Here is a 25,723-nt window from a genome sequence, read left to right on the forward strand (position 1 = left end):
ACAAAAAGGCCCCGCCTTGTGGGGCCGATGCAATCACGTCGCTGGCCATCGTACCTTCGACGATTTCGTCGGAGGTGGTCATACCGCCGATGGCCTGGCCGAATCCATCCATCTTGCCCATGACGTCCTGGATGACCGACCGAGAGACGCCCAGGCGTTCGCTGCACGACTCGACCAGGCGCTGTTGCCCCAGCGTTCTTCCAGATGCTTGATGCGCGCCTTGAGCTGCGGTAGTGCTCGATGCGTGCGGCCTGAACCTTGAGCATCTGCTCGGTCTGCTGTCCCATCGCATGCGCGTCGTGTAACCAATGACCTGTGCGCAATGCACCGTCGCTCCCCGTGCCATCCTCACCTCAAGTACCCACTGCATCCAAACTCCGTGGGAGCTGATGCATGCCTTACGCTGCGGCCACGCCAGACGCCGAAGAATGAAGTGGCATGCAACTCCTGCCGTCGGCAGGAGCGACACCATTGCATGAGCGAAATTTTTCCCTGCAATCGATGTCGGCGACCGGCAAGGCTGCAAAAATTTCGCACTGACGCTCGATGCGCTGCACAGCGAGCTGGTGTAGATCTTCACGTGCGGTCTGGGTATCGCTTGCCGCTGTCTGACTGCAGAAGCGTGCAATCGATTGCGCGCGACCCCGTGCGCCGAGCCGCTTGCGTGAGAGAGATAACAAGACAGGCACTAGACCGCATGGGCGTAGCGCCTGTCTCCAACGTCACGCAAGACTAGCTAAGCCCGGCACGCCATGGGCGCGCCGATAGCTGGATTAAGCGGATTCTTCCTGCGGCTTTGCCTGTTTGGAACGTCCGCCCTTGCTGCCGATCCGCGACATGTGATCGCGATCGCGGCTCACGGCCTGGCCGCCTTTACGACCCGCTTCGCGAGCTTCGTCGCTGGTGAATTCATGCGCATTGCCACTGGCGTGCGCGGCTTTGCCGCCGCTGCTTGCCAGCACGCGACGCTTTTCCGGGTCCAGTGCGGCAAAGCCGCGCCGGCTACGGGTTGTGTTTTGTGCGTCTTCCACTGTGCCTCCTCTCGATGCGTCGGGTACGTCATTGGGTAATGTGCTTACCGCAACAATCGTGCCAACCCGCAAAAGCAAGCTATACGGTGAGAAACGGACACATGCAGGAAAAAACCGCTGCGCTCACTGCGCAAATCTTGCGCACTTTCACGGCCAGGTGGGGCTGCAGCGCACTCTGGAATGGGTGACGCTACCAACCGGCACATCCAGTCACCGAACTGGACTGCTCACCACAGTGCGCCGCGCCTCCATATCTGTGACGCACGCACCCGCTGCTCCAATGGCGCGCCATTGGAGCAGGCGCAGTGCAGCACGATGACTGGACACGCGGTGCGTTCGCGCTTGACCGGGATCAACGGCAAGCCAGACCGCCTGTAAGCCGCAAAAAGCCAGGCGCACGTGTGGGATTGCCCGGCCCACACGTAGGCCATGCGCAGGGCGGCTGTGCCAACGGCGCTGGCCGGCCTTGGAACACGAGCGGCCTGCGTCCTCACACCGGCGACCGGTTGATCCGTCATCGAGGGTGCGCATTCGCGGGCGAATGAGAACGCTGCTTCGGCCTAGCTAGCAGCGCACGCAGTCAGGCGACGCGAACAGCGCACGCTGGACAGGCTGCAAAGCACCGTCAGCGGTCGAACGACTACGTTGCCGTTCCGGTGCATTGCCGTCGCGCACGCAATGGCAGCGCTCCCTATCCCACTGCTTGCTCCAGCACGGCAGCAAGACGATCGTCGCAAGTGGCCGACGCGTGTGCGAGCGCATCGCCGACCAATAGCAAGGTCGGCAGGCCTGGCAGCAACGCCGCTGCGGTGGCGCCAAGTTCGCCCAACGTGGTGAGGCGACGTTGTTGCTCGGGACGTGTGGCCGCCTGCACGATGGCTGCCGGCGTAGCGGCCGGCAGATGCGCCAGCAGCGCCGTCGCCAGTGCGTCCGCGCGCGCCAGGCCCATGTAGATGCCCAGCGTGGTGCCGCTGGCGGCCAGTGCCCCCCAGTTCGGCGCGCCGTGGTCGTGCGTGTGCGCGGTGACGAAGGTGATGCCGTGGCAATGCTCGCGATGGGTCAGCGAGACTTCCAGCGCCGCGGCGGCGGCGAACGCGGCGCTGACCCCATTGATCACCTGCACACCGACACCGGCGCGACGCAGGAAGTCGATCTCTTCGCCGGCCCGCCCGAACAACAAGGCATCGCCGCCCTTGACGCGCACCACGCGCAGCCCCTGCAACGCATAGCGCCGCATCAGCCTGCAGATGAAGGCCTGCGGCGTGGAGCGGCACCCGCCGCGCTTGCCGACGCGGATCACGCGCGCCTGCGGTGCCAGTTCCACGATCTGCGGGTTGGCCAGGTCGTCGAGCAGCAGCACCTGCGCCACTGCCAGCGCCTTGACTGCCTTGATGGTCAGCAGCTCCAGATCGCCGGGGCCGGCAGACAACAACACCACATCACGCGCGCAGGAAGGGATGACGGACATGAAAGATCTCGCAGTGTGTGGAGGGGTGAAGCGCATCAGGCCAGCCGCGGTTGGCGGCACAGCCGGGTCAGTTGCGGAACGCAGGAGCCGCAGACGGTGCCGCAGCCCAGGCGTTGTTTGAGTTGCGCCACATCGGCGCCGTCGTCGATGGCGGCATGGATTGCCGACGCTGCGACGTTCATGCAGGTGCAGACGATCGGATCGCTGGGCGCAGCAGACGCCTGTGCGAACACCGCCAGTCGCGCGCCACGCCACGGCTTGCCCGCCAATGCGGTGCTGAGCAGCGCCTGATTGGCTGCGCTGGGTTGCGCGGCAGTGAGCAACAGGCCGTCGATATGACTGAGCCCGTCCTGCGCTCGCCAACCGACGCGGCGCATCAGCCCACGGCGCAGATCGCGGTATTCCAGGACATCGGCACCGGTGGGCAGCTGCAAGGCGGCGACCAGGCGATCGATCCAGGCCGCCTCGGGCGCCTGCGCGCAGGCGGCATGCAGCACCGCCCACTCGCCGGCGGCATCGGCCAAGGGTTCGGCATGCAAGCGTAGGCTGGCATAGCCGCAGTCGCGCAGCAGCGGCTGCAGCGCCTGTTGCAGCGCCAGTGCATCGCCGCGCCGCGCGGCCAGCAGATGCCAGCCGAACACGGCCTTTTCCACCCGCACCGCCGCGTGCTTGAGTTCGGGCTGCTGCGAGCGCGCGTCCACTGCCGGCGTACTCACTTCGTTGATGCCGCCGCTGGACAGTGTTTGCCCGCTCCAGTGCATTGCCGCGAACACGGTGCCCGAGCGCAGCTCGTCGGACAGTTCCAGCGGCAGCACCAGCGCGCCACGCTTGCTGGCCACCTGCACCAGTTCGCCGGCCACCAGTCCGCGCCGCGCCGCATCGTCCGGGTGCATGCGCAAAGACGGTTCGGGACTGTGCGCAAACGCGGCCGCCACCCGCCCGGTGCGCGACATGCCATGCCACTGGTCGCGCAGGCGACCGGTGAGTAGGCGCATCGGAAAGCGTGCCGAGGTCGCCTCGGCCACTTTGCGATACGGCGTTGCATGGAAGCGCGCGCGCCCGTTGTCAGTGGCGAAGACGCCATCGGTGTAGCGTCGCGCCTGACCCTGCGTGCTGCCGGCTGGAAACGGCCATTGCTGCGGGCCGTTCTCCAGCACCGCGTAATCCAGGCCGCCGATGTCCAGGTCGCGGCCCACCGTCAACGTGCGGTGTTCGTCGAAGACCTGCGCGGTGGTGTCGAAGGCGAACAGCGAGGCTGCGGCGCCGGGTTGCAGTTTCGCCTCCAGCCGGCGTGCCACCTCGTTGGCAATCCACCAATCCGCACGCGCCTGGCCCGGCGGCTCCACCGCCTTGCGCACGCGGGTGATGCGACGTTCGGAGTTGGTCACGGTGCCGTCCTTCTCGCCCCAGCTGGCCGCAGGCAGCAGCACATCGGCATAGGGCACGGTGTCGGTGCCGGAAAACGCATCCTGCACGATCACCAGCTCGACCTGCTCCAGCGCCGCGCGAATGCCGGCTAATTCAGGCATCGAGTGCACGGGGTTGGTACACACGATCCACACCGCCTTCAACGTGCCGGCACGCAGGCGCTCGAACAATTCCACCGCCGGCGTGCCCGGCGTGGCACTGATGCGCCCGGCAGGAACGCCCCACAGCGCTTCCAGGTCCGCGCGATGCTCGGCATTGCCGATCTCGCGGTGCGCCGCCAGCATCGTCGCCATCCCGCCGACTTCGCGCCCACCCATTGCATTGGGCTGGCCGGTCAACGAAAACGGGCCTGCACCGGGTTTGCCGATCTGCCCGGTGGCGAGATGCAGATTGATCAGCGCCAGGTTCTTGTCGGTGCCATGCGCCGACTGGTTCAAGCCCATGCAATACAGCGACAGCGCCGCCGGGCTGCGCCCGAACCACTCGGCCGCCTGCACCAGATCCTCATGCGAGATCCCGCAGATCTCGGCGCTCATGCGCGGGGTGTATTCGCGCAGCATCCGCTTGAGGGCCTCGAACTCCTGGGTATGGCCCGCCACGAAACGCGTATCCACCAGACCCTCCCAGATCAGGTGATGCAGCATGCCGTTGAAGAGCGCAACGTCGGTCCCCGGTTCGATCGCCAGGTGCAGGTCGGCCATGGCCGCGGTGTCGGTACGGCGCGGATCGATCACGATCCAGCGAATCTCCGGGTTGCGCGCGCGCGCGGCTTCCAGCCGGTGAAACAGCACCGGATGCGCATACGCCATGTTGCTGCCGGCAAACAATACCGTCTGCGCCAGCTCCAGGTCTTCGTAGCAGGTGGGCGGGCCGTCGGCGCCCAGCGCCAGCTTGTAGCCGGTGACGGCGCTGGACATGCACAGCCGCGAATTGGTGTCGATGTTATTGGTGCCGATCAGACCCTTGGCCAGCTTGTTGAAGACGTAATAGTCCTCGGTGAGCAACTGCCCAGACAGATAGAACGCCACCGCATCCGGGCCATGCGCCTGGATGATGGCCGCCAGTTTGCTGGTGACATGCTGCAGGGCCTGATCCCAGCTCACCGGCGCACGCGGCGCCTGCCGATGCCGACGCAGTTCGGGGGCCAGCACGCGGCCCTGCGTGCTGGTGGTGGTCTGCGGCAATGCCAGACCCTTGCTGCACAGACGGCCGTGATTGGCCGGGTGCTGTGGGTCGCCTTCGATGCCCACGATGCGCTCGCCGGCATCATCGTGCTCGCTGCGGATCAACACGCCGCAGCCGACACCGCAGTAGCAACAAGTCGAGCGCGTGATGCGGTGCATCGGCGATGCCGCAGACGCGTGCGCAGCGGTCTCCGATACCGGCGGCGACAGGCCCTCGCTCATGCGGCGGGCTCGGCAACGGCCTGGGGCTCGGGTACCGGCTGCAACACGATCCACACCGCACCGGCCTCCACCTTCACCGGATACCGTAGAGCGCAGCCCACGTCCGGTGCACAGGCCTGCCCGCTCTGCAGGCTGATCGCCCAGCCATGCAATGGGCAGGTCACGGTGTCGCCGGCCACGATACCTTGCGACAACGGCCCGCCCTTGTGCGGGCAACGATCGCGCAGCGCAAACACCTGATCGCTGGCGGTACGGAAGACGGCAATCGCCGGCAGGCCTTCGACCTCCAGGACGCGCGCACCCAGCGCCGGCAACTCCTGCAAGGCGCACACATGCACCCACGCGTGATTTGGCATGCTCATTCCTCCACCGTTGCCGCAGATGCCGCGATCCGCAGCGGTTGATATTCCTGGCGACGCTCGCCGGCGATGCGCGCCTTCCACGGGTCGACCAGGCCTTCCAGCGAAAACAGCAGGCGCTCGTACAGCGCTCGCCGGTTTGCCGCGTCGTCCACCACCTGCGCGCGGATGTAATCCAGCCCCACGCGCGCGATGTAGTGCACCGTGCGGTCCAGGTAATAGGCCTGCTCGCGGTAAAGCTGTAAGAATGCACCGGTGTATTCGCGCACTTCCTCGGCGGTGCTGACCTTGACCAGGAAACGCGCCACCTCGGTCTTGATGCCGCCATTGCCGCCGACGTGCAGTTCCCAACCCGAATCCACCGCGATGATGCCCACGTCCTTGATGCCGGATTCGGCGCAGTTGCGCGGGCAACCAGAGACCGCCAGCTTCACCTTGTGCGGGCTCCACATATTGGCCAGCATGGTCTCCAGATCGATGCCCATCTGCGTGCTGTTCTGGGTGCCGAAGCGGCAGAACTCGCTGCCCACGCAGGTCTTCACCGTGCGAATCGACTTGCCGTAGGCATGGCCCGACGGCATGCCCAGATCGCGCCACACATCCACCAGATCTTCTTTCTTGACGCCGAGCAGATCGATGCGCTGGCCGCCGGTGACCTTGACCATCGGCACCGCATACTTGTCGGCCACATCGGCAATGCGGCGCAGCTCGCCGGCATTGGTCACCCCGCCCTTCATCTGCGGAATCACCGAGAAGGTGCCGTCCTTCTGGATGTTGGCGTGCGCGCGTTCGTTGATGAAACGCGACTGCGGATCATCGATGGCCTCATGTGGCCAGGTCGAGAGCATGTAGTAGTTGATCGCCGGCCGACAGACAGCGCAGCCGTTGGGCGTGCGCCATTCCATGAAGGCATAGGCCTGCGCATGGGTCAGTAATTTATGTTCGCGGATGGCGCGGCGCACTTCGCCGTGACTCAGGTCGGTACATGCGCAAACCGCCTTGGTTTTCGGGGTTTCCTGGAAATTGGAGCCCAGGCAGTTCATCAGGATCTGTTCCACCAACCCGGTGCACGAACCGCACGAGCTGGCCGCCTTGGTGTGCTTCTTCACCTCATCGACGGTGAACAGGCCCTGCTCGCTGATCGCCTTGACAATCGTGCCCTTGCACACGCCATTGCAGCCGCAGACCTCGTCGCTGTCGGTCATTGCACTGGCGCGATCCTGGCCGCCGGTGCCGGCATCGCCCAGCGCGCTCTCGCCGAAGATCAACTGATCGCGTTGCGCCTGGATCGGCGTGCCGTCCTTGAGCAGCTTGAAATACCAGCCGCCATCGCTGGTGTCGCCGTACAGGCAGGCTCCCACCAGCACGTCGTCGCGAATCATCAGCTTCTTGTAGACGCCGCCGGCCGGATCGGACAGCACGATCTCCTCGCAGCCATCGCCGCCCATGAAGTCGCCGGCGGAAAACAGATCGATGCCGGTGACCTTGAGCTTGGTCGATGCCACCGAACCGCGATAGATGCCGATGCCCAATTGCGCCAGATGGTTCGCGCAAACCTTGGCCTGCTCGAACAACGGCGCCACCAGGCCGTAGGCGATACCACGGTGATTTGCGCATTCGCCCACTGCATACACGCGTGGATCGAAGCTCTGCAGGCTGTCGTTGACCACGATGCCACGCGAGCAATGGATGCCGGCTTCTTCGGCAAGGCGCGTGTTGGGGCGGATGCCGGCGGCCATCACCACCAGATCGGCCGGGATTTCGCTGCCATCGGCGAATCTGGCCCCGATCACCTCACCCTGCGCGTTGCCGAGCAGCGCGCTGGTTGCGGTGTTCAAGCGAAATTCCAGGCCACGTGCGCGCAATGCCTGCTGCAACAGATTACCGGCTACCGGGTCGAGCTGGCGCTCCAGCAGCCAACCGGCCAGGTGCACCACGGTCACGTCCATGCCGCGCACTTTCAAGCCGTTGGCCGCTTCCAGACCAAGCAGGCCACCACCGATCACCACCGCATGCTGCTTGCTGCGCGCGGTGTCGATCATGGTGCGGGTGTCCTGGATATCGCGGTACCCGATCACGCCTTTCAGCTCGTTGCCCGGGATCGGCAGCACGAACGGCACCGAGCCGGTGGCGATCAGCAGGCGGTCATACTCGACCTCGGTACCGTCGGCGGCAATCACCCGGCGACGCACGCGGTCGATGCGGGTGACTTCGGTGTTCAAATGCAGATGGATGCCGTTGTCGCGATACCACTGCAATGGGTTCAACACGATGTCGTCGAACTCCTGCTCGCCGGCCAGCACCGGCGAGAGCAGGATGCGGTTGTAGTTGGGATGCGGCTCGGCGCCGAACACGGTGATGTGGTACATGCCCGGCATCAGCTTGAGCAGTTCCTCCACGGTGCGGATGCCGGCCATACCGTTGCCGATGACGACGAGTCTGGGTTGCTTCATTGCCTGGATTCCTGTCGACATATCAGACGCGCGCCGCGCCGGCGGTGGACCATTCGCTGCGCCACTGGGTCTTGACGCCCGCCAGCAGGCCCCAGCCGCCCAGCGCGAATGCAGCGAACAGCCACATGCCCAACGCATAGCTGCCGGTGTGCTGCTTGAGCACGCCCAACCCGGCCGCAAGCGCGAAACCGCCGATGCCGCCGGCCATGCCGATCAAGCCGGTCATCACCCCGATGTCCTGGCCGAAGCGCTGCGGTACCAGCTGAAACACCGCACCATTGCCGGCGCCCAGGCACAGCAACGTCAGTACGAACAATGCCAGCGTGATCATGGCCCCGCCGGCGCCGAACCCGGCAATGCCCACCAGCGTGGCAACCAGCAGATACACCGCCAGCAAGGCACGCGTGCCGCCCACGCGGTCGGCGATCACGCCACCCAGCGGGCGCATCACCGAGCCGGCCAGCACGCAGGCCGCAGTGGACCAGCCCGCGGTCCGCGCGTCGAAATCGAACTGGTCGTGGAAGTAGCCCGGCAAGGCGCTCGCAAAACCGGAAAAGCCACCGAAGGTGACCGCGTAGAAAAACATGAAGCGCCACGCGTCGCGGTTGCCCACCAGCACGCGGCCGTAGTCGGACCACTGCTTGCGTGCGACCGGCGTTGGTGCCTCCTTGGCCATCGACGCAAACACGATCAGCGTCAGCACCAACGGGATGCACGCCAGCCCGAACACGTTTTGATAGCCGAAGGCGGCCGCCAGCATCGGCGCGAACAATGCCGCCAGCACCGTGCCGGAATTGCCGGCACCGGCGATGCCCATCGCGGTGCCCTGATGCTCGGGTGGATACCAGCGCGATGCCAGAGGCAATGCCACCGCGAACGAAGCACCGGCGATACCGAGCAGCACACCCAGCAGCAGCACCTGCCCCATGCTGTGCACGCCCAGTTGCCAGGCGCCGAACAGCGCAGCGATCACCGCGAACTGCGCGACCATGCCGGCGCGCTTGGCGCCGATGCGATCGGCAAACATGCCCAGCACCAGGCGCAGCACCGCACCGCACAGGATCGGCACCGCCACCATCAAGGCGCGCTGCTGTGTATCCAGGCCCAGCGATTGCGCAATCGGCACCTGCAGCGGCCCGAGCAGATACCACACCATGAAGCTCAGGTCGAAATACAGAAAGGACGCGAACAAGGTGGGCGTGTGCCCGGATCGCCAGAACGAGCGCTGCATAGAGACCTCTTAAGAATGCGATGGTCAAAAAAAAACGGCGCCCCTCCGGTAAACCGGAAGGACGCCGTTGTCCTGGATGCGTGCGGATCGCCGTTGAACCGCTGCACCGTGTACGTGTTGTTGCCGGCACGCCGTTGCGCCTGCACCTGAGTGCTACGCAATCACCATGCCAACTGACTCACTCAGATAGCACGGCGATGCAAGCCTTTGAAAGATGGGTGATTTACTTGAGGGGTCTCTGAGCATCCCCGCAAGCAGGAAGACCGGAGGCATGGCCCGATTCCCGGCTTTCGTGCGGTGATGCACCAAACCCGTGCGGTGCGTCGGTGCGACGTTGGCAGTTCGCGGTCACGCCTTCGATCATCGGCACTGCGAAACGGTCTAGCGGTTTGCGCTGACTGAGAGCCATGGATCAAGGCGCTGATTCAGCGCGTGTCGAACAACCGGTTGCTGCGGTGATCGCTGTCCGGCACCGCCACACCCACGCGCGCCGCGGCACGACGGTAGTTGTCCAGACGATGGATATCCCGCAGCCGCGCGATATCGTCGTCCTGGATGTCGTGCCATCCCCAGCGCTGGAACTGGCGCAGGAACCACTCACCATCCGATAGCCACGGCATGTTCACCGTGCCGTTGCGATGGAACGCGAGCGACGTCGCGGCATTCGCCGGATCATTGGCATCGGCCTCCAGACACGCGGCAAGATGCGTGGCCGACACCCCGATATGCTGCGGTTCGGCCAACCACTGCGCACACTGTGCGCGGTGGTCCGGCCCAGCATCCAGCCAGCGGCAGGCCTCCAGCACACAGGCCGTCAGCTGCTCGGGCAGCTCCGGCTGCAGGGCAGCGAATTCACGCCGGCATGCCAGCACCTTTTCCGGATGGCCGGGCCACAGCTCGCCGCTGCGGATCACCCGTGCACCCACGCCTTGCGCCTGCGCCACGGCTGCCCATGGCTCGCCGGAGCAATAGCCATCCACCAGCCCGCTGCCCAGCGCCTCGGGCATCTGCGGTGGTGGAATGCTGAGCACATCGACATCGCGCATCGGGTCCACCCCGCCTGCGGCCAGCCAGTAATACAGCCACAACGCATGCGTGCCGGTGGGAAAGGTCTGCGCGAAGACCGCGCGTCTCCCCAGGCCGGTCAGTGCCTGCGGCAACGCCTGACCGTCTGCCAGCGCCAGCGCCAAGGCAGGCGCCAGGGTAATCGCCTGACCGTTGTGATTGAGCGTCATCAGCAAGGCCATCGCGCATTGCGGCCCGGCAATGCCCAGATCGATGGCGTACACCAGGCTGGCCAATGTGTGGGCGGCATCCACCTCGCCCGCCAGCAGTCGATCGCGCACGCCCGCCCACGAGGCCTGCCGTTGCAGATCCAGATGCAGACCGTGCGCATGGTCTAGCCCCAGCCGCTGCGCAGCCACCAGCGGGGCGCAATCGATCAGCGGCATGTAGGCCACACGCAAGACGGGAAGGTCGGCTCGGCTCATCGGTTCATCCCAGCAATTCGGCCATGGCCACGATGCGACGCGCCACTTCGGCCAGCTTGACGCCCTGCTTCATCGCCTGCTGGCGCAGCGCGGCATAGGCATCGGCCTCGCTGAGGCCGCGTTTTTCCATCAGCAGACCCTTGGCGCGGTCGATTTGTTTGCGGTCCTGCAAGGCCTGCTGGACGTCGTCCAGGCGCTTGCGCATGCTGCTTTCGTGGGCAAACCGCGCCAGCGCCACCTGCACGATCGGCGCCAACCGCGCCGGCGCCAGGCCATCGACCACATACGCGGTGACACCCGCACCGACCGCGGCATGGATCAGCGCATCGTCACCATCGCCGGAAAACATCACCACTGGTCGCGGTGCATGCGTGTGCAGCATCGACAGCTGTTCCAGGGTGTCGCGCGAGGGCGAGTCCACATCGATCACTACCACATCCGGTTGCTGGCTCTGTACCGCATGCAGCAACGCACCCACCGAGGCCACATCGTCGAGCACCGTGTAGCCCGCGCGCGTCAGCGCCTGGCGCAGTTGCCCGATTGGCTTTTCGGTATCGTTGACCAGCAAAACACGCATTGGCGGCAGCGAGGCGTGTGGACGTGATCCGATGGTGCCATGCAACATGCCATTGGTGCGAGTCATCATTTCTGGGAGTGAACCGATGCCGTTGTTTCCGTTGTTCGCCAATCTGCAGGGGCGCGCCGTGCTGGTGATCGGTGGCGGCGAGGTCGCCACGCGCAAGGTGCTGGCACTGCTCAAGGCCGGTGCGCAGATTCGTCTGTATGCGCATGCGCTCTCGCCCGAGCTTGCGGAGCTGATGCAGGCCGGCCGCTTCGAGCAACTGGATGACGAATTCGATCCTGCCTGGATCGACACGGTATGGCTGGTGGTCGCCGCCACCGACGACGCCGACTTGAATCAGCGCGTGGCCGCCGCCGCAGGCGCGCGTCAGCGCTTGGTCAACGTGGTGGACGATGCCGAGCTATCCACCTATCAGGTGCCGGCGATCGTGGACCGCGCCCCGTTGATCGTCGCCATCTCTTCGGCGGGCGCCGCGCCGATGTTGGCGCGGCGTCTGCGCGAGCGGCTTGAGCGCGAACTGGATGCATCGGTTGGCCGTTTCGCGGGGTTGTTTGCGCAGTACCGCGAGCGCATCCGCAGCCAGTTTCCTGACATGAACCGGCGCCGCCGCTGGTTCGATCAAGTGATCGATGGGCAAGTGCCGTTGCTGCTGCAAGCCGGCGAAGATGTCGCAGCCGAAGCCGCCTTCAACGCGGCGTTGGACGACGCTGGCGCCGTCCCGGCGCGCGGCAGCGTGCAATTGGTCGGCACCGGTCCCGGCGATCCGGGGCTGCTGACGTTAAAAGCGTTGCGTGCCATGAATCTTGCCGATGTGCTGCTGATTGACGCGGAGGTACCGGACGCGATCCTCGAACTGGCACGCCGCGACGCCTCGCGGCGCGCCCTGCCGTCCGAGCCGCAGGCACAACATGCGCTACTGGTGGAACTGGCAAGTGAAGGCCTGCAGGTGGTCGCACTGCGCAGCGGCACCGGCTACTGCCCTATGCTAGCGGCCCCGATCGAAGCCGCGCTGCAATCACGCGGACTGGCCTGCGAGCGGGTGCCGGGAATTTGCACCGAACGGTGCAAGCAGGTCACGCCGTGACTACGGGCGGCCCACATACACGATGACGCAGTGACCAGGCAGACGCGGTCGGTAATCGGAGTGCGCATATATCGCACTTGGACTGCAGCTCCTGAGTGCCCTCCGCCCCCGCCCGACGACTGCCCACTGCGTTTTTTGCCGCTCCAATTCGCAAATCGACTGCAGACTTGTTGGTGCTGAGCAGACCGCAGACTGCGCGCTTAACGCACCCCATCGCTGTGTAGGACAGTCGCACCGATGCAGCAACGGTGCATCAACGCGTCAACTCACTGCTTCGAGAACCGCTTGCGTGCACTGTCGCGCACATCGATATCGAAGGTGACGCGCAGCGCCATGGTTTCGGCATGCCCGGCACCCGCATCAAACGTGAAGCTCAAGCCCTCGCGACTAGGCAACTGGCGTGCATGCTCTTCGAGCGCGCCGCGTGGTACCAGCAACTGCCAATGGTCTGTGGCGCAATTGCACGCGGCGTGACCGCCGGTCAGGCTCACGCTATGCCGCACCAGCCGCGCACCCTGCCCGCTTGGCAGCCGGCTCGCATTGTCGACCGTGCGCCCGGCCAGCAGTTCGGCCAGCTCTGCTTCGTCGATACGGAATCGCACCTGCTGGCCTTCAATCTGGATTTTCATGGATCAGCTCATTCCACTGCTCGGGCGTGTTGCAATTGACGAACGCGGCACGTTCACTGGCGGTGACAGCCACGCGATGGCACTGCAGTGAACGCTGCAAGGCGCGCAGCGAGCGCGACGATGCAGCGCCGGCCATCAGTGCGGCCAAGGTCTCACGCACGCCGGCATCGATGCGCAGGCACATCGGCAGCATCTGATCCTCGAAGGCCACGCAGCGGTGCTGCGACGGCGCCAGCAGTTTGCTCAGCAACGCGGCCGACAGCAGCGGCATATCCACCGGCACCACCACCAGCGTGGTTGCGTCGGCCACGCGCGCGATCACGCTGGCAAGCCCACCGAGCGGCCCCAGATCGGGCTGTGCATCGGCAATGCCGGCATAGTCGGGCCGGTCGCCACTGACCAAGACGTGCTGCGCGCCCGCCTCGCGCAGCAGCGCCTGCATCTGTTCGAGCAACGGGCGCCCATGCCAGCGCAACAACGCCTTGTCCTGCCCCATACGCGACGAACGCCCGCCGGCCAGCACCACACCCGTCCACGGTTGCATCGTCGTCATGCGATAGCCCGAGGTGCCATGTCACGCAAAGGCATGTTCACAGCGCGATGGCCGGCGCAGCCGGTTGCAGATGGCCCAAGCCGAAGACCTCTGCACCTGTGCTCGGCGCGGCGCCTTCGTCCTGCGGCTCCAGCACCGCCCAGACGTTGGCGTGCAGCAACGCTGACACACGAAAGGATTCCTGCTGCGGCAGGATCTGCACAGACAGCTCCCCGACTGCACTGCACAGCAGCCGCGCCCGCAGATGCTGCCGCCAGAGCGGGCGTGCCTGCATTGGCGTTTCCAGCGCCACGCGCAAGCCGCGCTCGGCCGGCATCCCTGATAAACCACGCAATGCCGGCTCGACGAAAAAACGCAGCCCGGCCGCACTGGCCATCGGATTACCGGGCAAACCGACGTACAGCACACCATCGGCGAAGCGTGCCAACAAAACCGGCTTGCCTGGCCGCACCGCAACCTTGTGAAACAGCAACGCGGCAGCATGGCGTGCCAACGCATCCGGGATGAAATCATAACGACCGCGCGAGACCGCGCCCGTGCTCAGGATGAGATCGGCACCGGCACTGCGGGCTTGCGCCAGCGCCGCATCGAACGCCGCATCGTCATCGCCCACCTGCCCCCTCCATACGACATCGGCACCGGCCGCGCGCAACTGACTCAGCAGATAACTGCTGGTGCCGTCGCGGATCTGGCCAGGCTGCAAGGTTTGCGCGGGGTCACCGATCAACTCGCGTCCCGTGGCGATCAAGGCCACGCGCGGTCGCCGCACCACTTGCACGCGCGCGCAGCCCAACCCCGCCAGCAGCATCAGATGCGCACCGCGCAGCACGGTGCCGGACTCGATCACACAGTCGTTCAAGCGCACATCTTCGCCGCGACGACGGATGTGCTGGCCCACACGCACCGGCTGACGTAAGCGGATGCGGCCAGGGCGTTCGCCGTCGTGTTCGAGAATCTGCACCTGCTCGATCGGCACCACCGCATCGGCACCGACCGGCATGCCGGCACCTGTCATGATTTCCCAGGCCGTGGCTATCGCGGCCGCACCAGCATCCTGCCCGGCTGCAACGGTGCCGCCCACCACGTAGTCGCTGTCTGCCAAGGCGCCGGCACCGGCAGTGGCCAGCGCGAATCCATCCATCGCGCTGTTATCGAAGGGCGGCAACTCGGCCGGGCTCGACAAGGCCTCGGCAAGCACCCGGCCTTCGGCATCGGCGCACGCCACCCACTCGCTGGCAAGCGTTGCGACGTGCGCGTGGACCAGCGCGAGTGCTTCGGCATAACTGATCATGTGCAAGACAGTGCCGACCGATGGATGACCGGGCTAGGATACCGGCCCCTGGCGTAGCAGGTACAGGCGCAGCCGTCGCAGCAGCGCAGCGTTCGCGTCACCAAAGCCCGCCTCACGCACTGCACACCACGCTTGAAGCTGCTCAAGCAGATGCGGACAGTGCGCGTTGCAAGGTCGCAGACCGCACTTGAGTGCAACTGCAGCGAATGCAATTCGTCAACTCTGTGGGCTGGCTCGCCAGCGTCACCCTGATCGCTACGTTAATCCGGCAGACCTACAAACCATCGTGCTCCGACGCCGCGCATGGCGTCTCGCGCTGGTTGTTCCTCTGCCAGGTCAGCGCCTCGGTGCTGTTGATCGTGTACAACTATTTCGTTGGCAACATGGTGTTTATCGTCAGCAATGCGCTGATCCTGCTGCCGATAAATACCGGCTACGAAATGCAGCGATTCAAGTGCCGCAAGCTGGAGTGCGCTGCTTGGATGTGTGGCGTGGATAACGCCTGCAGGCTGGTTGAGATTGTCAGCTTTTCTTTTTCGAAGGTTTCCGCGGTGTCGCCGATGCAGTTGCCGCCGTCTTCCCAACGATCTTCTTGACGGCGTCCTTGGCAGCGGCAGTAGGGATCTTCTTGGCTGCTGCCCTGCGCACAGGCTTCCTCGCCGCTGCCGGCTTCCGCGCCTGCTCAGCGGGCTGCGCATCCATCGCTGAGTGACCTGGCGCATCCGGCACGCGCAGGCTGATCCAGGTGGGCGCATGGTCGCTGGCCTTTTCCAGCGCACGTACCCACGTGTCGACACCGGCATCCTGCAAGCCGGGCGCCAGGTTGCGATTGAGCAGCAGATGGTCGATGCGCAAACCGCGATCGCGCGCGAAGTGCTGGCGGAAGTAATCCCAGAACGTGTAGCGGGTTGCATCGCCATGCACTTCCAGCAAGCTGTCGGTCCAACCCTGCGCTAGCAGCGTCCGATACGCATCGCGACTCTCCGGCTGCAACAAGGCATCCTTCCGCCAGCCCTTGGGGTCGTAAATATCCGCATCGGTTGGCATCACATTGAAGTCGCCGATCAGCGCGACCGGATGCGGTAGATCCACCAACGTTGCCACATGCCGGATCAAGCGTTCGAACCACGCAAGCTTGTAGTCGAACTTCGGACCGGGCTGCGGGTTGCCATTGGGCAGATACAGGCAGGCCACCACCACACCGTGAATTGCCGCTTCCAGATAGCGGCTCTGCGTATCGTCCGGGTCCCAGGGCAATCGGCGACGAATCTCCACCGGCTCGGCATCACGTGCGAGCAAGGCAACGCCATTCCAGGATTTCTCACCCTGCCAGATCGCCCCGTAGCCGGCAGCGCGGATCGCCTCCTCCGGAAATGCAGCTCGCGTCGATTTCAATTCCTGCAGGCCCACGATATCCGGCTGCTCGCGCCGCAGCCATTCCAGCAAGTGCGGCAGACGGCTGGCGATGCCATTGACGTTGAAGGTTGCGATCTTGCGTGTGGTGGCTGACATGGTCTGCGAGCGGCCGCTTCCGTGGTGCGTCAGCATGAGCGCAGCGCTATGAAGCCGGTGCCCAAGCGAGGTGAAGCCACGCTGCGCGCGTCTGCCTACGCTCACACCTCGCGCACCGCTGGCACCCTTGGCTTGGGACACACGCACCACGTGGAACTACCGTGCGACGCTCGACATTATTGATCGGCCTTGCGCCGCGCTCATGACGCGGCTTTCATCGGCCGCTCAAGTGCCTGCTTGCCTGGGAAACTCCACATCGCAGCGTCTGCATTTGCGCGACAATGGCCGCATGAGCAGCCACGACATCTCTCCCGCCGACGCCCGTGCCCGCGCCTTGCAAGGCGCCCTGCTGATCGACATCCGCCAATTGCATGAGCGCGCAAGCGGCCAGGCCGAAGGCGCATTGGCCATCGCACAGAACGCCCTGGAAACGGAGCCCGAACTGCACCTGCCCGAACAGGCCCGCGCAATCGTGCTGATCTGCCAGAGCGGCAAACGCTCGGCGCAGACGGCTGCCGTCTTGCGCGCGCACGGCTATGCGCACGTGGCATCGGTGGCCGGCGGCACCAGCGCATGGGCGAGCGACGGCCTGCCGTTGGTGCACCCGACCTTGCCGCCGGACGAGCAGGACTTTCTCGAGCGTTATTCGCGCCATCTGCGCCTGCCGCAGGTCGGTCTGGAAGGTCAGCAGCGCCTGGCGCGTGCGCGCGTGCTGCTGGTCGGCGCCGGCGGGTTGGGCTCGCCGGCAGCGTTCTACCTTGCCGCGGCAGGTGCGGGTCATCTGCGCATCGCCGACGACGATGTGGTGGAGCGCAGCAATCTGCAGCGTCAGATTCTGCACACCCAAGACAGCATCGGCACGGCCAAGGTCGACTCCGCAGCGCAGCGCATCACCGCGCTCAATCCGCGCGTTCACGTCGAAGCAGTGCAGACCCGCGTCAGTGCCGACAATGTCGAAGCGCTGCTGCAAAACGTGGATGTGGTGGTAGATGGCGCAGACAATTTTCCTGCGCGGTATCTGCTCAACGATGCCTGCGTCAAACTCGGCAAGCCACTGGTCTACGGCGCCGTGCAGCAGTTCGAGGGACAGGTGAGCGTGTTCGATGCCGGCCGCAACCGCGGTCATGCGCCGTGCTACCGCTGCCTGTTTCCCGAACCGCCGCCGCCGGAGTTCGCGCCCAGCTGTGCCGAGGCCGGCGTGCTGGGCGTCCTGCCCGGGATCATCGGTCTGTTACAAGCCACCGAAGCGATCAAATTGCTGCTCGGCATCGGCGACAGCCTGGCGGGACGTCTGCTCAGCTTCGATGCGCTTGCGATGCGCTGGCGCGAGATCCGCCTGCCGCCGGATCCGCACTGCCCGGTGTGTGCGCCCGGCGCAGCGTTTACCGGTTATGCGGATTACGCGGCGTTCTGCGGTAGTGCGGTTGGTTGAGCGTTGTCGAGCACGGTCGATCAAGCAAGCGCTCATAACGCATAAGGAATCACCCGCACGATCTCGCCGGCTTCGAAACGTCGCGCCTGCTCCGGCAGCACGATCAAGGCATTGCTGTCGGCCGCGCCACGCAATAGATGCGAGGCATCGCCGCGGTGCGGCAGCGCCGTGAGTCGTCCGTCTTCGCCGCATTCCAACCGACCGCGTAAAAACTCCAGGCGTTCGTGGCGTTTTTCCCAAGGGCCTGCCAACGCCGCATGCCAGACCGGGCGCGGTTCGCTGCGTCCCTGCAATCCATCCAGCAACGGCACGCCGTAGGCGATCAGCGTTGCAAGCACCGACACCGGGTTGCCCGGCAGGCCCAGCACCAGGCAGCGGCCAATCTGCCCCAACACCGCCGGCATGCCGGGGCGCATGCGCACGCGCCAAAAATGGATGCGGCCCAGTTCGCCGATCAACCGCGGCAGATAATCCTTTTCTCCGGCAGAAACGCCGCCGCAGGTAATCACCACATCGAACGCAGCGGCCGCATCTTCCAGCAGGGTGCGGATGCGTTGCGGGTCGTCCGGCAAGGTCGGCCAGGCGGTCGGCGCATAGCCCAGCGCACGCAGCTGCGCCATCAACATGTCGCGGTTGCTGTTGTAGATCTGGCCTGGCCCAAGTGGCATGCCCGGCTCGATCAACTCATCGCCGGTGGCCAGCACCGCAATGGTCGGACGCGGCGCAACCGCAAGGAGCGACACACCCAGCGCAGCAGCCAGACCGATACGCGCCGGCGTCAGCACCTGCCCGGTCTGTATCACCAGATCGCCGGCACGCACATCGCTGCCGGCCAGGCGCACCGCTGCGCCCGGTGCAGGCGCGCTACGAAACCGCACGCTGCCATCGCGCTCGTCGGCATCTTCTTTGGGAATTACCGTATCGGCGCCATCGGGCAGCGGCGCGCCCGTGGTGATGCGCAGACATTGCCCGGCGCTCAGTGTCCCGGCCCAACGCTCGCCAGCAAACTGTTCACCAACCAACTGCAATGACGCATCGCCCGCAGCAACATCGGCATGCCGCAGCGCAAAGCCGTCCATCGCACTGTTGGCGAACGGCGGCAGCGACAGCGGTGCGATCAGGTCGCCGGCGCAGATCCGCCCATCGGCACGCGAGGTGGCGATGTTTTCATCGGGCGAACGGTTGCCGGCCGCCACAGCACGCAGAATCTGCAGCGCCTGCGCGTAAGGGATGCGGGAAGGATAGTCGGTCATGACACGCAGGATACCAGCGCACCGCTACCGCCAAGACGTCGGCATCGTCTAGCCGCTCAAGCAGCAGCGGCGTCTGCAGGATGCCCGACATTGCGAGTGAACGTGGGATTTCGCCTGGCCCACCGGTCGGTCATGGCCAGAGCAAGCACATGCACGTGGTGTGGATCACCTCGGCTGCTGATCGAGCGCCCATGAAACGTTGTTCAGAGCGTTCTGGTCACGTTGTACAGGGCGACCGGCAACGCACAGACCAACAGACCTGTGCGCCTCCAGTACCGTCCGACCATTGCCGGTCAGGTGGCCTGAGCAAACTACTTGCCTTTAACGTGCCGCATCAGGCGCCGCTTGCGGGCCACCTGTCGATCGGAGAGCGGATTCTTCTTGCCCTCGTACGGATTGGCGCCTTCGCGGAAAATGAAACGCACCGGCGTGCCGACCAGCTTGAACCGCTTACGGAAGAAGTTTTCCAGATAGCGCTTGTACGACTCCGGCAACACCTTCAGCCGCGTGCCGTGCACGATGAAGGTCGGCGGATTTGCGCCGCCCGGATGCACATAACGCAGCTTGGAGACATGGCCACGGATGCTCGGCGGCGGATTGGTCTCGTAGGCGATTTCCAGCGCCTGATTCACTTCGCTGGTACTGAATTCGTGCGTCGCGGATGCGTGCGCACGGTGAATCGCCTGGAACAACTCGCGCATGCCCGAGCCATGCAGTGCAGAAATCCGCACCGCCTCGGCCCAACTGACAAAGCCCAGCTTGCGCGACAGCAGGTCTTCGGCCTGCGCACGCTGATAATCGCTTTGCCCGTCCCACTTGTTGATCGCCACGACCAGGGCGCGCCCGGCGTCCAGAATCGCGCCGAGAATCGTAGCGTCCTGGTCGGTCACACCTTCGGTGGCGTCCAGCATCAGCACTGCGACCTGGCATTGCTCGATCGCCTGCAGCGTCTTGAACGCGCTGAATTTCTCGACCGCCTCTTCCACCTTGCCGCGTCGGCGCAAGCCGGCCGTGTCGATCAGGCGGTATTGGCGGTTGTCGCGCTCCAGATCCACCGCAATCGAATCGCGCGTGGTGCCCGGCACTTCGGAGGCGATCATGCGCTCTTCGCCCAGCAGGCGATTGACCAGCGTCGACTTGCCCACATTCGGGCGGCCCACGAAGGCGATACGCACGCGGGCCGGATCGTTGTCCAGCAGCTCGCCAGATCCTTCTTCCGGCAGCCGTGCACCGACCTCTTCGAGCAATTCGTCGATACCCTGCCGATGCGCGGCAGACAGCGCCACCACGTCGGAAAAGCCGTAGCGCGCAAATTCCGAGCGCACGGTTTCTTCGTCGGTGCCATCGATCTTGTTGATCACCAGCACGGTCGGCCGCGCCAACTTGCGCAGCCAGGCCAGGATTTCGTCGTCGAGCGAGGACGCGCCTTCGCGACCATCGACCACGAACAGCACCAGATCGGCTTCGCCGGCGGCGGCACGCGCCTGGCGCGCAGTGGCGCCGGCCAGGCCTTCCTCGTCGCCAGCGATACCGCCGGTATCGACGACGATGAAGGGTTGCTGCTCGTCGAGACGGCAAACCCCGTAATTGCGGTCGCGGGTGACGCCTGGCTGGTCGTGGACCAGCGCGTCACGGGTGCGCGTCAGCGCATTGAAGATGGTGGACTTGCCGACATTGGGCCGTCCAACCAGGGCGACCAGGGGCAGCATCGCAAGGTCCTTATTGTGCCAACCGGAAGGCGGTGAGATCGCCGTCGGTGTTTTGTACCAGCAAAATACCATCGACGACCTGCGGCTGCGCCAGCAGCGTGTGGCGTCCAGCGCGCGCGCGCGCGGCCAGTGCACCGTCGCTGAGTTTCAGCCAGTGCAGGTAGCCCTTGTAATCGCCGACCACGGCGTAATCGCCCTGGATGGCCACACCGGTCAGCGAACGACGTGCCAAGGCGGCCTGCGACCACATCGCCGCACCGCTGCTCTTGTCCAGGCCCCACACCGAACCGGCGTTGTCGGACACCACCACGACGGCCGACGACACACCAACGCCGCCGGCGCCGCCATGATCGCGCGTCCACAGCGGACGGCCGCTCGGGCCTTCCAGCGCAAGGGTTTCATTCTTGAAACTGGTGGCATACAAGGTGGTGCCATCCAACACCGGCGCGCCATCCACGTCGGACATGCGCTCCAGCTCGGTACGACCTTCCGGCACGCCGATGGCCTGCTCCCACAACGGGCGACCGTCCTGCAGCGCCAGCGCACTCAAGGTGCCGCTGTCGTTGCCCACGAACACCACGCCCGGGCCGGTGACGATCGGCGCATTGCCACGCACCGACAGGGTCGGGCCTTCTTCGGCATGGAACCAGCGACGCTCGCCGGTGGCTGCATCGAACGCGGTCACGCGACCGTCGTTGCTACGCACCAGCACCAGGTTCTGTGCGACGGCCGGGGCGGTGATCACTTCGTTCGGCACCTTGGCACGCCACTTTTCGGTGCCGTCAGCCTGGTTCAGGGCGATCACATCGCCGGACAGGCTGCCGATCACCACCAAGCCTTCACCGACGCCGGGGCCACCGGACAGGCGCTGCTTGAACTTGCGGTCGTTACGTTCTTCTTTCTTGGGCTTGTATTCCCACACGCGCTTGCCGGTCTGCAGGTCCAGTGCCTGTACACCACCGGTGATCGCCGCTGCATACACCTTGCCATCGGCCACTGCAGGGCGCTGACGTACGCCGATATGCCCTTCACCCTTGCCCACGCCGGTGGACCAGATCTTGTCGACCTTGACCGACGGCTCGAACTTGACCAGCTCGGCTGGTTCCTGCGCCTTCTTGGCAGCAGCGTCCTTCCCGGCAAACCAGCCCTTGACGGTGCTGCAGCCAGCCAGCGACAGACCCATCACGGCAATCAATGCAACGCGCTTATACATATCAACCTGCTTCATCAAATCTGCTCCGCCGGATCGGGGACCTTGCCGCCCACATCCATCAGCTTGGTTTCCAGCAACCGGCGCTGCGGCGAGGCCACATCCACGGTGGTCAGGGCCTTGGTGTACAACGCACGCGCTTCATTCGGCTTGCCCTGCGCGACTAACGCGTCGGCACGAATCTCCAGGCTGGCGTGATCCTGCACATCGCCCAGCAGCTTGATCGCTTCGTCCGGCTTGCCGCTTTCGGTCAGCACGCGCGCCAGGCGCTGCTGCACGATCTGCTTGAGCTCGCCTTCGGCGGGCACGTCGCGCAATGTCTTGATTGCTTCGGCGTTCTTGCCGGCATCGACCTGGGCCTTGGCCAGACGCAGCGCCGCCAGCTCGGCATAGATGCCGCCCTTGCCGTCGTCCAGCGCCGTGATGTCCTTGGCCGCCTTGTCCAGGTTCTTGGCCTGGATCGACTTCACCACCGCCTCGTAGCGGGTATTGGCCTCGACCAATTCGGTGTTGGTGTGCTTCTGCCACCACTGCCAGCCCAGGATCAGGGCCAGACCAAGCAGGACACCGCCCACCAGACCTGCGCCATTCTTTCTCAACCAGGAACGAACGCGTTCGCCTTGTTCGTGTTCGTCCAGCAGATCGTCGATCGCCATGCGTACTCTCGCTCCGTCATCCCGGAGGCGCGGAACATCAAAAGGGATAAATGAAAAACCGCAGTCCGCTTCACTCGGAAGCAGGTACCACGGAGCCGTCGGAGGATACCGCAAAACGGGCCACGTTAGCGCGCTGGAACGGTTTCACATCGACGATACTGCCGCCTTGCTGAACCTCTACCGCCGATGCATTGCCGAGCACGATGCGGCCCACCTGGCCCGGCGAATACGTGCGACGTTCGCCGGCACGCACCAGTGCTTTTTCGACCGCGCTGCCATCGGGTGCCAGGATCTGCACCCAACTGTCGCCACTGAAATTCAACGACAAACTGCCGCCCGGGGCAGCTGCCGCGGCAGGCGCCTGGGCGTCGGAGGTGGCACGCGGCACCGGGGTCATCGATGCGATATACGGCGCTGGCTGCTCGCGCGGCGCGGCAGGCGGCTGCGTCGCAGGACTGCCTGCCGGGGCTGACTTTGCAGCCTCCGGCATGCTGTCCAACGACACCGTGCTTGGCCCTTTGCCATCCAGATGCGAGCGCGTCGCATACCAGACCGGCACCGCGAACACGCCGGTGATGACCACGTACATGGCCTTGCGTACGGTACTTTCGAGAATGCGTCGCGCACGTGGCGTATGGGTGTGACTGACCAGCTTGACCGGTTCGATCGGCGCGATGGTCGCCTGCTGCAGGAGCGGCTCCAGATCGACCTGCAGCAGGCGCGCATAGCTGCGCAACTGCCCGCGCACGAACACCGGCGCGCCCAGACGCTGCCAGTCCTCCTGCTCCAACGAACGCACCACATGCGACGGCATGCGTAGCTTGCCGGCCACATCGTCCACACTCAGACCTGCTGCCTCGCGCGCTTCGCGCAAATGCTGTCCGCAGCCCTTTTCCTGCTCGAAAAGGTTCGGGTTGGAATCACTGATCACAATGCATTGGCCCCGGGGTTAGCGGTCGCTGCGTCAGGGAATTCCTTGACCAACCGCTGTTGGTAACGGCCGGCAGCTACCTTGTCGCCTAGCCCTTGCTCAATCTGAATGGCGAGTTGTAACACGGAAGCAGTTGCCGGTGCAGCCGAAAGACGTCGTTCGATAAAAGCGCGAGCTTCGAAATAATTGCGTCGCCCCGCTTCCAGACGCGCCATCGATTCAAGCGCATACGGATTATCCGGGTCTAGATCGAGCGCTTTGCGCAGATCGCCTGCAGCTCGCTCGGGCTGCCCCGCCTTGAGCGCGCAACCGCCGGCATTTCCCAATGCAGACGCAGGAGACGCATATGTGCGGTCGGCCAATGCACGATCGAACCAGGTCAACGCTTCTGCGGGCGAGCCATTGGCGCACAACCAGGCACCATAGTTGTTGAGCACGTCGCCGCGCTGCGGCGCGAGTTCTGCAGCGCGCCGGTACGACGCACCAGCAGCTACGGTATCGCCCTTTGCGCCCTGAATCAGCGCCAGCAGCCCGATGGCATCCACCGATTGCGCGTCTTTTTTCAGGGCGGCACGCACCTGTTCTTCAGCGCTGGCGTAATCGCCGGTCTGCAGGCGATTATGGGCGAGGCCGAGCTTTTCCTGCACCGCCAGACGGCTCTTGGTGGCGTTGCTGTCGCGGAAGGAATACACCGGCGAGACCTCTTCCACGGTCTTGACCGACCCGGCCTTGGCATTGCGACCACCGCAGCCGACCGCGCACAACGCGATCGCCACGGCCGCCATTAACGCAAGTTCACGCTGCCGCATCTCGATCAGCCTGCCCTTCCAATGTGCGGCGGAATTCCGCCTGACGACGGGTACGGTCCATGACCTGCCCCTTGAGCTGCCCACAGGCTGCATCGATGTCGTCGCCGCGGGTACGGCGCACCATCGTCAGCACCTGCGCGTCGAGCAGGATCTTCTGGAATGCGCGAATCTCCGTTTCGCCGGAGCGCTCATAGCGCGTGCCCGGGAACGGGTTGAACGGAATCAGGTTGACCTTGCCGGCGTCCTTGGACTGCACCGCATTGTCGAACTGCCGCATCAGCCTGGCCAACTGACGCGCGTGCTCCGGCTGGTCGTTGATGCCCTTCATCAGGGTGTATTCGAAGGTCACCGAGTCGCGCTTCTTGCTGCCAAGCAGGTAGCGGGCACAGGACTCCATCAACTCGGCGATCGGGTACTTCTTGTTCAACGGCACCAGGCTCTCGCGCAAGGTGTCGTTGGCAGCATGCAGCGATACCGCCAGCGAGACATCGCTCTCGGTGGCGAGCCGGTCGATCATCGGCACCAGGCCGGAGGTCGACAGCGTCACCCGCTTGCTGGCCAGACCGTAGCCCAGGTCGTCGCGCATCACGCTCATCGCGCGCACGACGTTGTCGAAATTCATCAGCGGCTCGCCCATGCCCATCATCACCACGTTGGTGAGACGGCGCTGCTGGTGCGGCACATTGCCCAGATGGCGCGCCGCCACCCACACCTGCCCGATGATCTCGGCAGTGGTGAGGTTGCGATTGAAGCCTTGGGTGGCGGTCGAACAGAAGGTGCAGTTCAACCCGCAGCCGACCTGGGAGGACACGCACAGCGTGCCGCGGCCCTTGTCGGGAATGTAGACCGTTTCGATGGCGTTCTTGCCGTCCGTGCCCATGGCCAGCAGCCACTTGTGGGTGCCGTCGGTGGAGGGCTTGTCGAACACGACATTCGGGACCAGCACCTCGGCATGCTGCTGCAACTTCGCACGCAACGCCTTGCCGAGGTCGGTCATCTGCTCGAAATCGGTGACGTAGCGGTGGTGGATCCACTTCATTACCTGATGGGCACGGTAGCGTGCTTCGCCGAGGGTCTCGGCGAAGAAGCGCTCCAGTCCCTCGCGATCGAGGTCGAGCAGGTTCTGCTTGCGCGCCGGCGCTGCAGGGACGGGCACGTCCTGCAGCACGGAGGGGATCACGACCTCATTCACGATTCGACTCACT

21 protein-coding genes and 2 pseudogenes are annotated in these 25,723 nt (G+C 65.0%); 3 read left to right on the forward strand and 20 right to left on the reverse strand.

The features are described 5' to 3' along the window. Positions 1-34: 34 nt before the first annotated feature. The 9 genes and pseudogenes from XBLMG947_RS22570 to XBLMG947_RS08570 form a co-directional block, all read right to left on the reverse strand. A pseudogene (locus XBLMG947_RS22570) lies at positions 35-287 on the reverse strand (DUF892 family protein); the annotation flags it as partial. 486 nt (positions 288-773) lie between these two features. Next, positions 774-1,031: a KGG domain-containing protein gene (locus tag XBLMG947_RS08535; RefSeq protein WP_065467734.1), complete on the reverse strand. Its 258-nt coding sequence runs from the start codon at positions 1,029-1,031 to the stop codon at positions 774-776. A gap of 691 nt (positions 1,032-1,722) precedes the next feature. Beyond that, positions 1,723-2,469 (reverse strand): uroporphyrinogen-III C-methyltransferase, encoded by a 747-nt coding sequence (gene cobA / locus XBLMG947_RS08540; RefSeq protein WP_181093164.1) that lies wholly within the window; start codon positions 2,467-2,469, stop codon positions 1,723-1,725. A gap of 65 nt (positions 2,470-2,534) precedes the next feature. Further along, positions 2,535-5,333, reverse strand: coding sequence for a nitrate reductase (locus XBLMG947_RS08545; protein ID WP_181093155.1), 2,799 nt, complete (start codon positions 5,331-5,333; stop codon positions 2,535-2,537). Beyond that, positions 5,330-5,695, reverse strand: coding sequence for a nitrite reductase small subunit NirD (gene nirD, locus XBLMG947_RS08550; RefSeq protein ID WP_167352017.1), 366 nt, complete (start codon positions 5,693-5,695; stop codon positions 5,330-5,332). Before nirD ends, XBLMG947_RS08545 begins: the two co-directional genes overlap by 4 nt. Further along, a complete protein-coding gene (nirB, locus tag XBLMG947_RS08555; protein WP_245228138.1) occupies positions 5,692-8,109 on the reverse strand; it encodes a nitrite reductase large subunit NirB in 2,418 nt (805 codons plus the stop codon). Before nirB ends, nirD begins: the two co-directional genes overlap by 4 nt. 58 nt (positions 8,110-8,167) lie before the next feature. Continuing rightward, the gene (locus tag XBLMG947_RS08560) at positions 8,168-9,337 is read right to left on the reverse strand and encodes a nitrate/nitrite transporter (protein ID WP_181093162.1); all 1,170 of its coding nucleotides are present in this window, start codon (positions 9,335-9,337) and stop codon (positions 8,168-8,170) included. A gap of 464 nt (positions 9,338-9,801) precedes the next feature. Beyond that, on the reverse strand, positions 9,802-10,866 hold the full coding sequence (locus XBLMG947_RS08565) for a CmpA/NrtA family ABC transporter substrate-binding protein (protein ID WP_065467742.1): 1,065 nt from the start codon (positions 10,864-10,866) through the stop codon (positions 9,802-9,804). A gap of 4 nt (positions 10,867-10,870) precedes the next feature. Beyond that, entirely contained in the window at positions 10,871-11,443 is a 573-nt protein-coding gene (locus XBLMG947_RS08570; RefSeq protein WP_064510879.1) for an ANTAR domain-containing response regulator, read from the reverse strand. 85 nt (positions 11,444-11,528) lie between these two features. On the opposite strand from XBLMG947_RS08570, the gene XBLMG947_RS08575 reads away from it, so the two are divergent. After that, on the forward strand, positions 11,529-12,533 hold the full coding sequence (locus tag XBLMG947_RS08575) for an NAD(P)-dependent oxidoreductase (protein WP_065467744.1): 1,005 nt from the start codon (positions 11,529-11,531) through the stop codon (positions 12,531-12,533). A gap of 266 nt (positions 12,534-12,799) precedes the next feature. Here XBLMG947_RS08575 and XBLMG947_RS08580 read toward each other — a convergent pair whose 3' ends face one another. The 3 genes from XBLMG947_RS08580 to XBLMG947_RS08590 are packed head-to-tail and all read right to left on the reverse strand — an operon-like array spanning position 12,800 to position 15,006. After that, the gene (locus tag XBLMG947_RS08580; RefSeq protein WP_065467746.1) at positions 12,800-13,162 is read right to left on the reverse strand and encodes a hypothetical protein; all 363 of its coding nucleotides are present in this window, start codon (positions 13,160-13,162) and stop codon (positions 12,800-12,802) included. Then, entirely contained in the window at positions 13,146-13,715 is a 570-nt protein-coding gene (locus tag XBLMG947_RS08585) for a molybdenum cofactor guanylyltransferase (protein WP_065467748.1), read from the reverse strand. Before XBLMG947_RS08585 ends, XBLMG947_RS08580 begins: the two co-directional genes overlap by 17 nt. Before the next feature lie 37 nt (positions 13,716-13,752). Next, positions 13,753-15,006 carry a molybdopterin molybdotransferase MoeA gene (locus XBLMG947_RS08590; RefSeq protein ID WP_065467750.1) on the reverse strand — a complete coding sequence of 418 codons (1,254 nt, stop codon included), beginning with the start codon at positions 15,004-15,006 and terminating at the stop codon, positions 13,753-13,755. Between the two features lie 206 nt (positions 15,007-15,212). Here XBLMG947_RS08590 and XBLMG947_RS08595 point away from each other — a divergent pair. Beyond that, positions 15,213-15,485 (forward strand): annotated as a pseudogene (locus XBLMG947_RS08595) (hypothetical protein); the annotation flags it as partial. A gap of 43 nt (positions 15,486-15,528) precedes the next feature. On the opposite strand, the gene xth reads toward XBLMG947_RS08595, so the two are convergent. Beyond that, positions 15,529-16,518 carry an exodeoxyribonuclease III gene (xth, locus tag XBLMG947_RS08600; RefSeq protein WP_065467916.1) on the reverse strand — a complete coding sequence of 330 codons (990 nt, stop codon included), beginning with the start codon at positions 16,516-16,518 and terminating at the stop codon, positions 15,529-15,531. 229 nt (positions 16,519-16,747) lie between these two features. Here xth and moeB point away from each other — a divergent pair, with 229 nt between their 5' ends. Then, a complete protein-coding gene (gene moeB, locus XBLMG947_RS08605) occupies positions 16,748-17,950 on the forward strand; it encodes a molybdopterin-synthase adenylyltransferase MoeB (RefSeq protein WP_181093159.1) in 1,203 nt (400 codons plus the stop codon). A gap of 32 nt (positions 17,951-17,982) precedes the next feature. On the opposite strand, the gene XBLMG947_RS08610 is transcribed toward moeB, so the two are convergent. From XBLMG947_RS08610 to rlmN, 7 genes are all read right to left on the reverse strand, one after another. Beyond that, positions 17,983-19,203 (reverse strand): molybdopterin molybdotransferase MoeA, encoded by a 1,221-nt coding sequence (locus XBLMG947_RS08610; protein WP_065467754.1) that lies wholly within the window; start codon positions 19,201-19,203, stop codon positions 17,983-17,985. Positions 19,204-19,514: 311 nt separating this feature from the next. Then, on the reverse strand, positions 19,515-20,912 hold the full coding sequence (der, locus tag XBLMG947_RS08615; RefSeq protein ID WP_065467756.1) for a ribosome biogenesis GTPase Der: 1,398 nt from the start codon (positions 20,910-20,912) through the stop codon (positions 19,515-19,517). Positions 20,913-20,922: 10 nt separating this feature from the next. Next, positions 20,923-22,140, reverse strand: a complete 1,218-nt coding sequence (gene bamB, locus XBLMG947_RS08620) for an outer membrane protein assembly factor BamB (RefSeq protein WP_065467759.1) — start codon at positions 22,138-22,140, stop codon at positions 20,923-20,925. Continuing rightward, positions 22,140-22,778 (reverse strand): YfgM family protein, encoded by a 639-nt coding sequence (locus XBLMG947_RS08625; protein ID WP_065467761.1) that lies wholly within the window; start codon positions 22,776-22,778, stop codon positions 22,140-22,142. The genes bamB and XBLMG947_RS08625 overlap by 1 nt, the downstream gene beginning before the upstream one ends. A gap of 70 nt (positions 22,779-22,848) precedes the next feature. After that, a complete protein-coding gene (locus XBLMG947_RS08630) occupies positions 22,849-23,709 on the reverse strand; it encodes a helix-turn-helix domain-containing protein (RefSeq protein ID WP_065467763.1) in 861 nt (286 codons plus the stop codon). After that, positions 23,706-24,494 (reverse strand): type IV pilus biogenesis/stability protein PilW, encoded by a 789-nt coding sequence (pilW, locus tag XBLMG947_RS08635; protein ID WP_065467765.1) that lies wholly within the window; start codon positions 24,492-24,494, stop codon positions 23,706-23,708. Before pilW ends, XBLMG947_RS08630 begins: the two co-directional genes overlap by 4 nt. A 10-nt stretch (positions 24,495-24,504) precedes the next feature. Beyond that, the gene (rlmN, locus tag XBLMG947_RS08640; RefSeq protein WP_065467767.1) at positions 24,505-25,710 is read right to left on the reverse strand and encodes a dual-specificity RNA methyltransferase RlmN; all 1,206 of its coding nucleotides are present in this window, start codon (positions 25,708-25,710) and stop codon (positions 24,505-24,507) included. Positions 25,711-25,723 lie beyond the last annotated feature (13 nt).

It is taken from the genome of Xanthomonas bromi, from assembly GCF_900092025.1.
In the GTDB taxonomy this organism is placed as follows: domain Bacteria; phylum Pseudomonadota; class Gammaproteobacteria; order Xanthomonadales; family Xanthomonadaceae; genus Xanthomonas; species Xanthomonas bromi.

Coding starts and splice junctions, on each gene's coding strand:
- XBLMG947_RS08545 (WP_181093155.1), bottom strand. CDS start 5,333: ATGAGCGAGGGCCTGTCGCCGCCGGTATCGGAGACCGCTGCGCACGCG.
- nirD (WP_167352017.1), bottom strand. CDS start 5,695: ATGAGCATGCCAAATCACGCGTGGGTGCATGTGTGCGCCTTGCAGGAG.
- nirB (WP_245228138.1), bottom strand. CDS start 8,109: ATGGCCGGCATCCGCACCGTGGAGGAACTGCTCAAGCTGATGCCGGGC.
- XBLMG947_RS08565 (WP_065467742.1), bottom strand. CDS start 10,866: ATGAGCCGAGCCGACCTTCCCGTCTTGCGTGTGGCCTACATGCCGCTG.
- XBLMG947_RS08570 (WP_064510879.1), bottom strand. CDS start 11,443: ATGCGTGTTTTGCTGGTCAACGATACCGAAAAGCCAATCGGGCAACTG.
- XBLMG947_RS08575 (WP_065467744.1), top strand. CDS start 11,529: ATGCCGTTGTTTCCGTTGTTCGCCAATCTGCAGGGGCGCGCCGTGCTG.
- XBLMG947_RS08580 (WP_065467746.1), bottom strand. CDS start 13,162: ATGAAAATCCAGATTGAAGGCCAGCAGGTGCGATTCCGTATCGACGAA.
- XBLMG947_RS08585 (WP_065467748.1), bottom strand. CDS start 13,715: ATGACGACGATGCAACCGTGGACGGGTGTGGTGCTGGCCGGCGGGCGT.
- XBLMG947_RS08590 (WP_065467750.1), bottom strand. CDS start 15,006: ATGATCAGTTATGCCGAAGCACTCGCGCTGGTCCACGCGCACGTCGCA.
- xth (WP_065467916.1), bottom strand. CDS start 16,518: ATGTCAGCCACCACACGCAAGATCGCAACCTTCAACGTCAATGGCATC.
- XBLMG947_RS08610 (WP_065467754.1), bottom strand. CDS start 19,203: ATGACCGACTATCCTTCCCGCATCCCTTACGCGCAGGCGCTGCAGATT.
- der (WP_065467756.1), bottom strand. CDS start 20,912: ATGCTGCCCCTGGTCGCCCTGGTTGGACGGCCCAATGTCGGCAAGTCC.
- bamB (WP_065467759.1), bottom strand. CDS start 22,140: ATGAAGCAGGTTGATATGTATAAGCGCGTTGCATTGATTGCCGTGATG.
- XBLMG947_RS08625 (WP_065467761.1), bottom strand. CDS start 22,778: ATGGCGATCGACGATCTGCTGGACGAACACGAACAAGGCGAACGCGTT.
- pilW (WP_065467765.1), bottom strand. CDS start 24,494: ATGGCGGCCGTGGCGATCGCGTTGTGCGCGGTCGGCTGCGGTGGTCGC.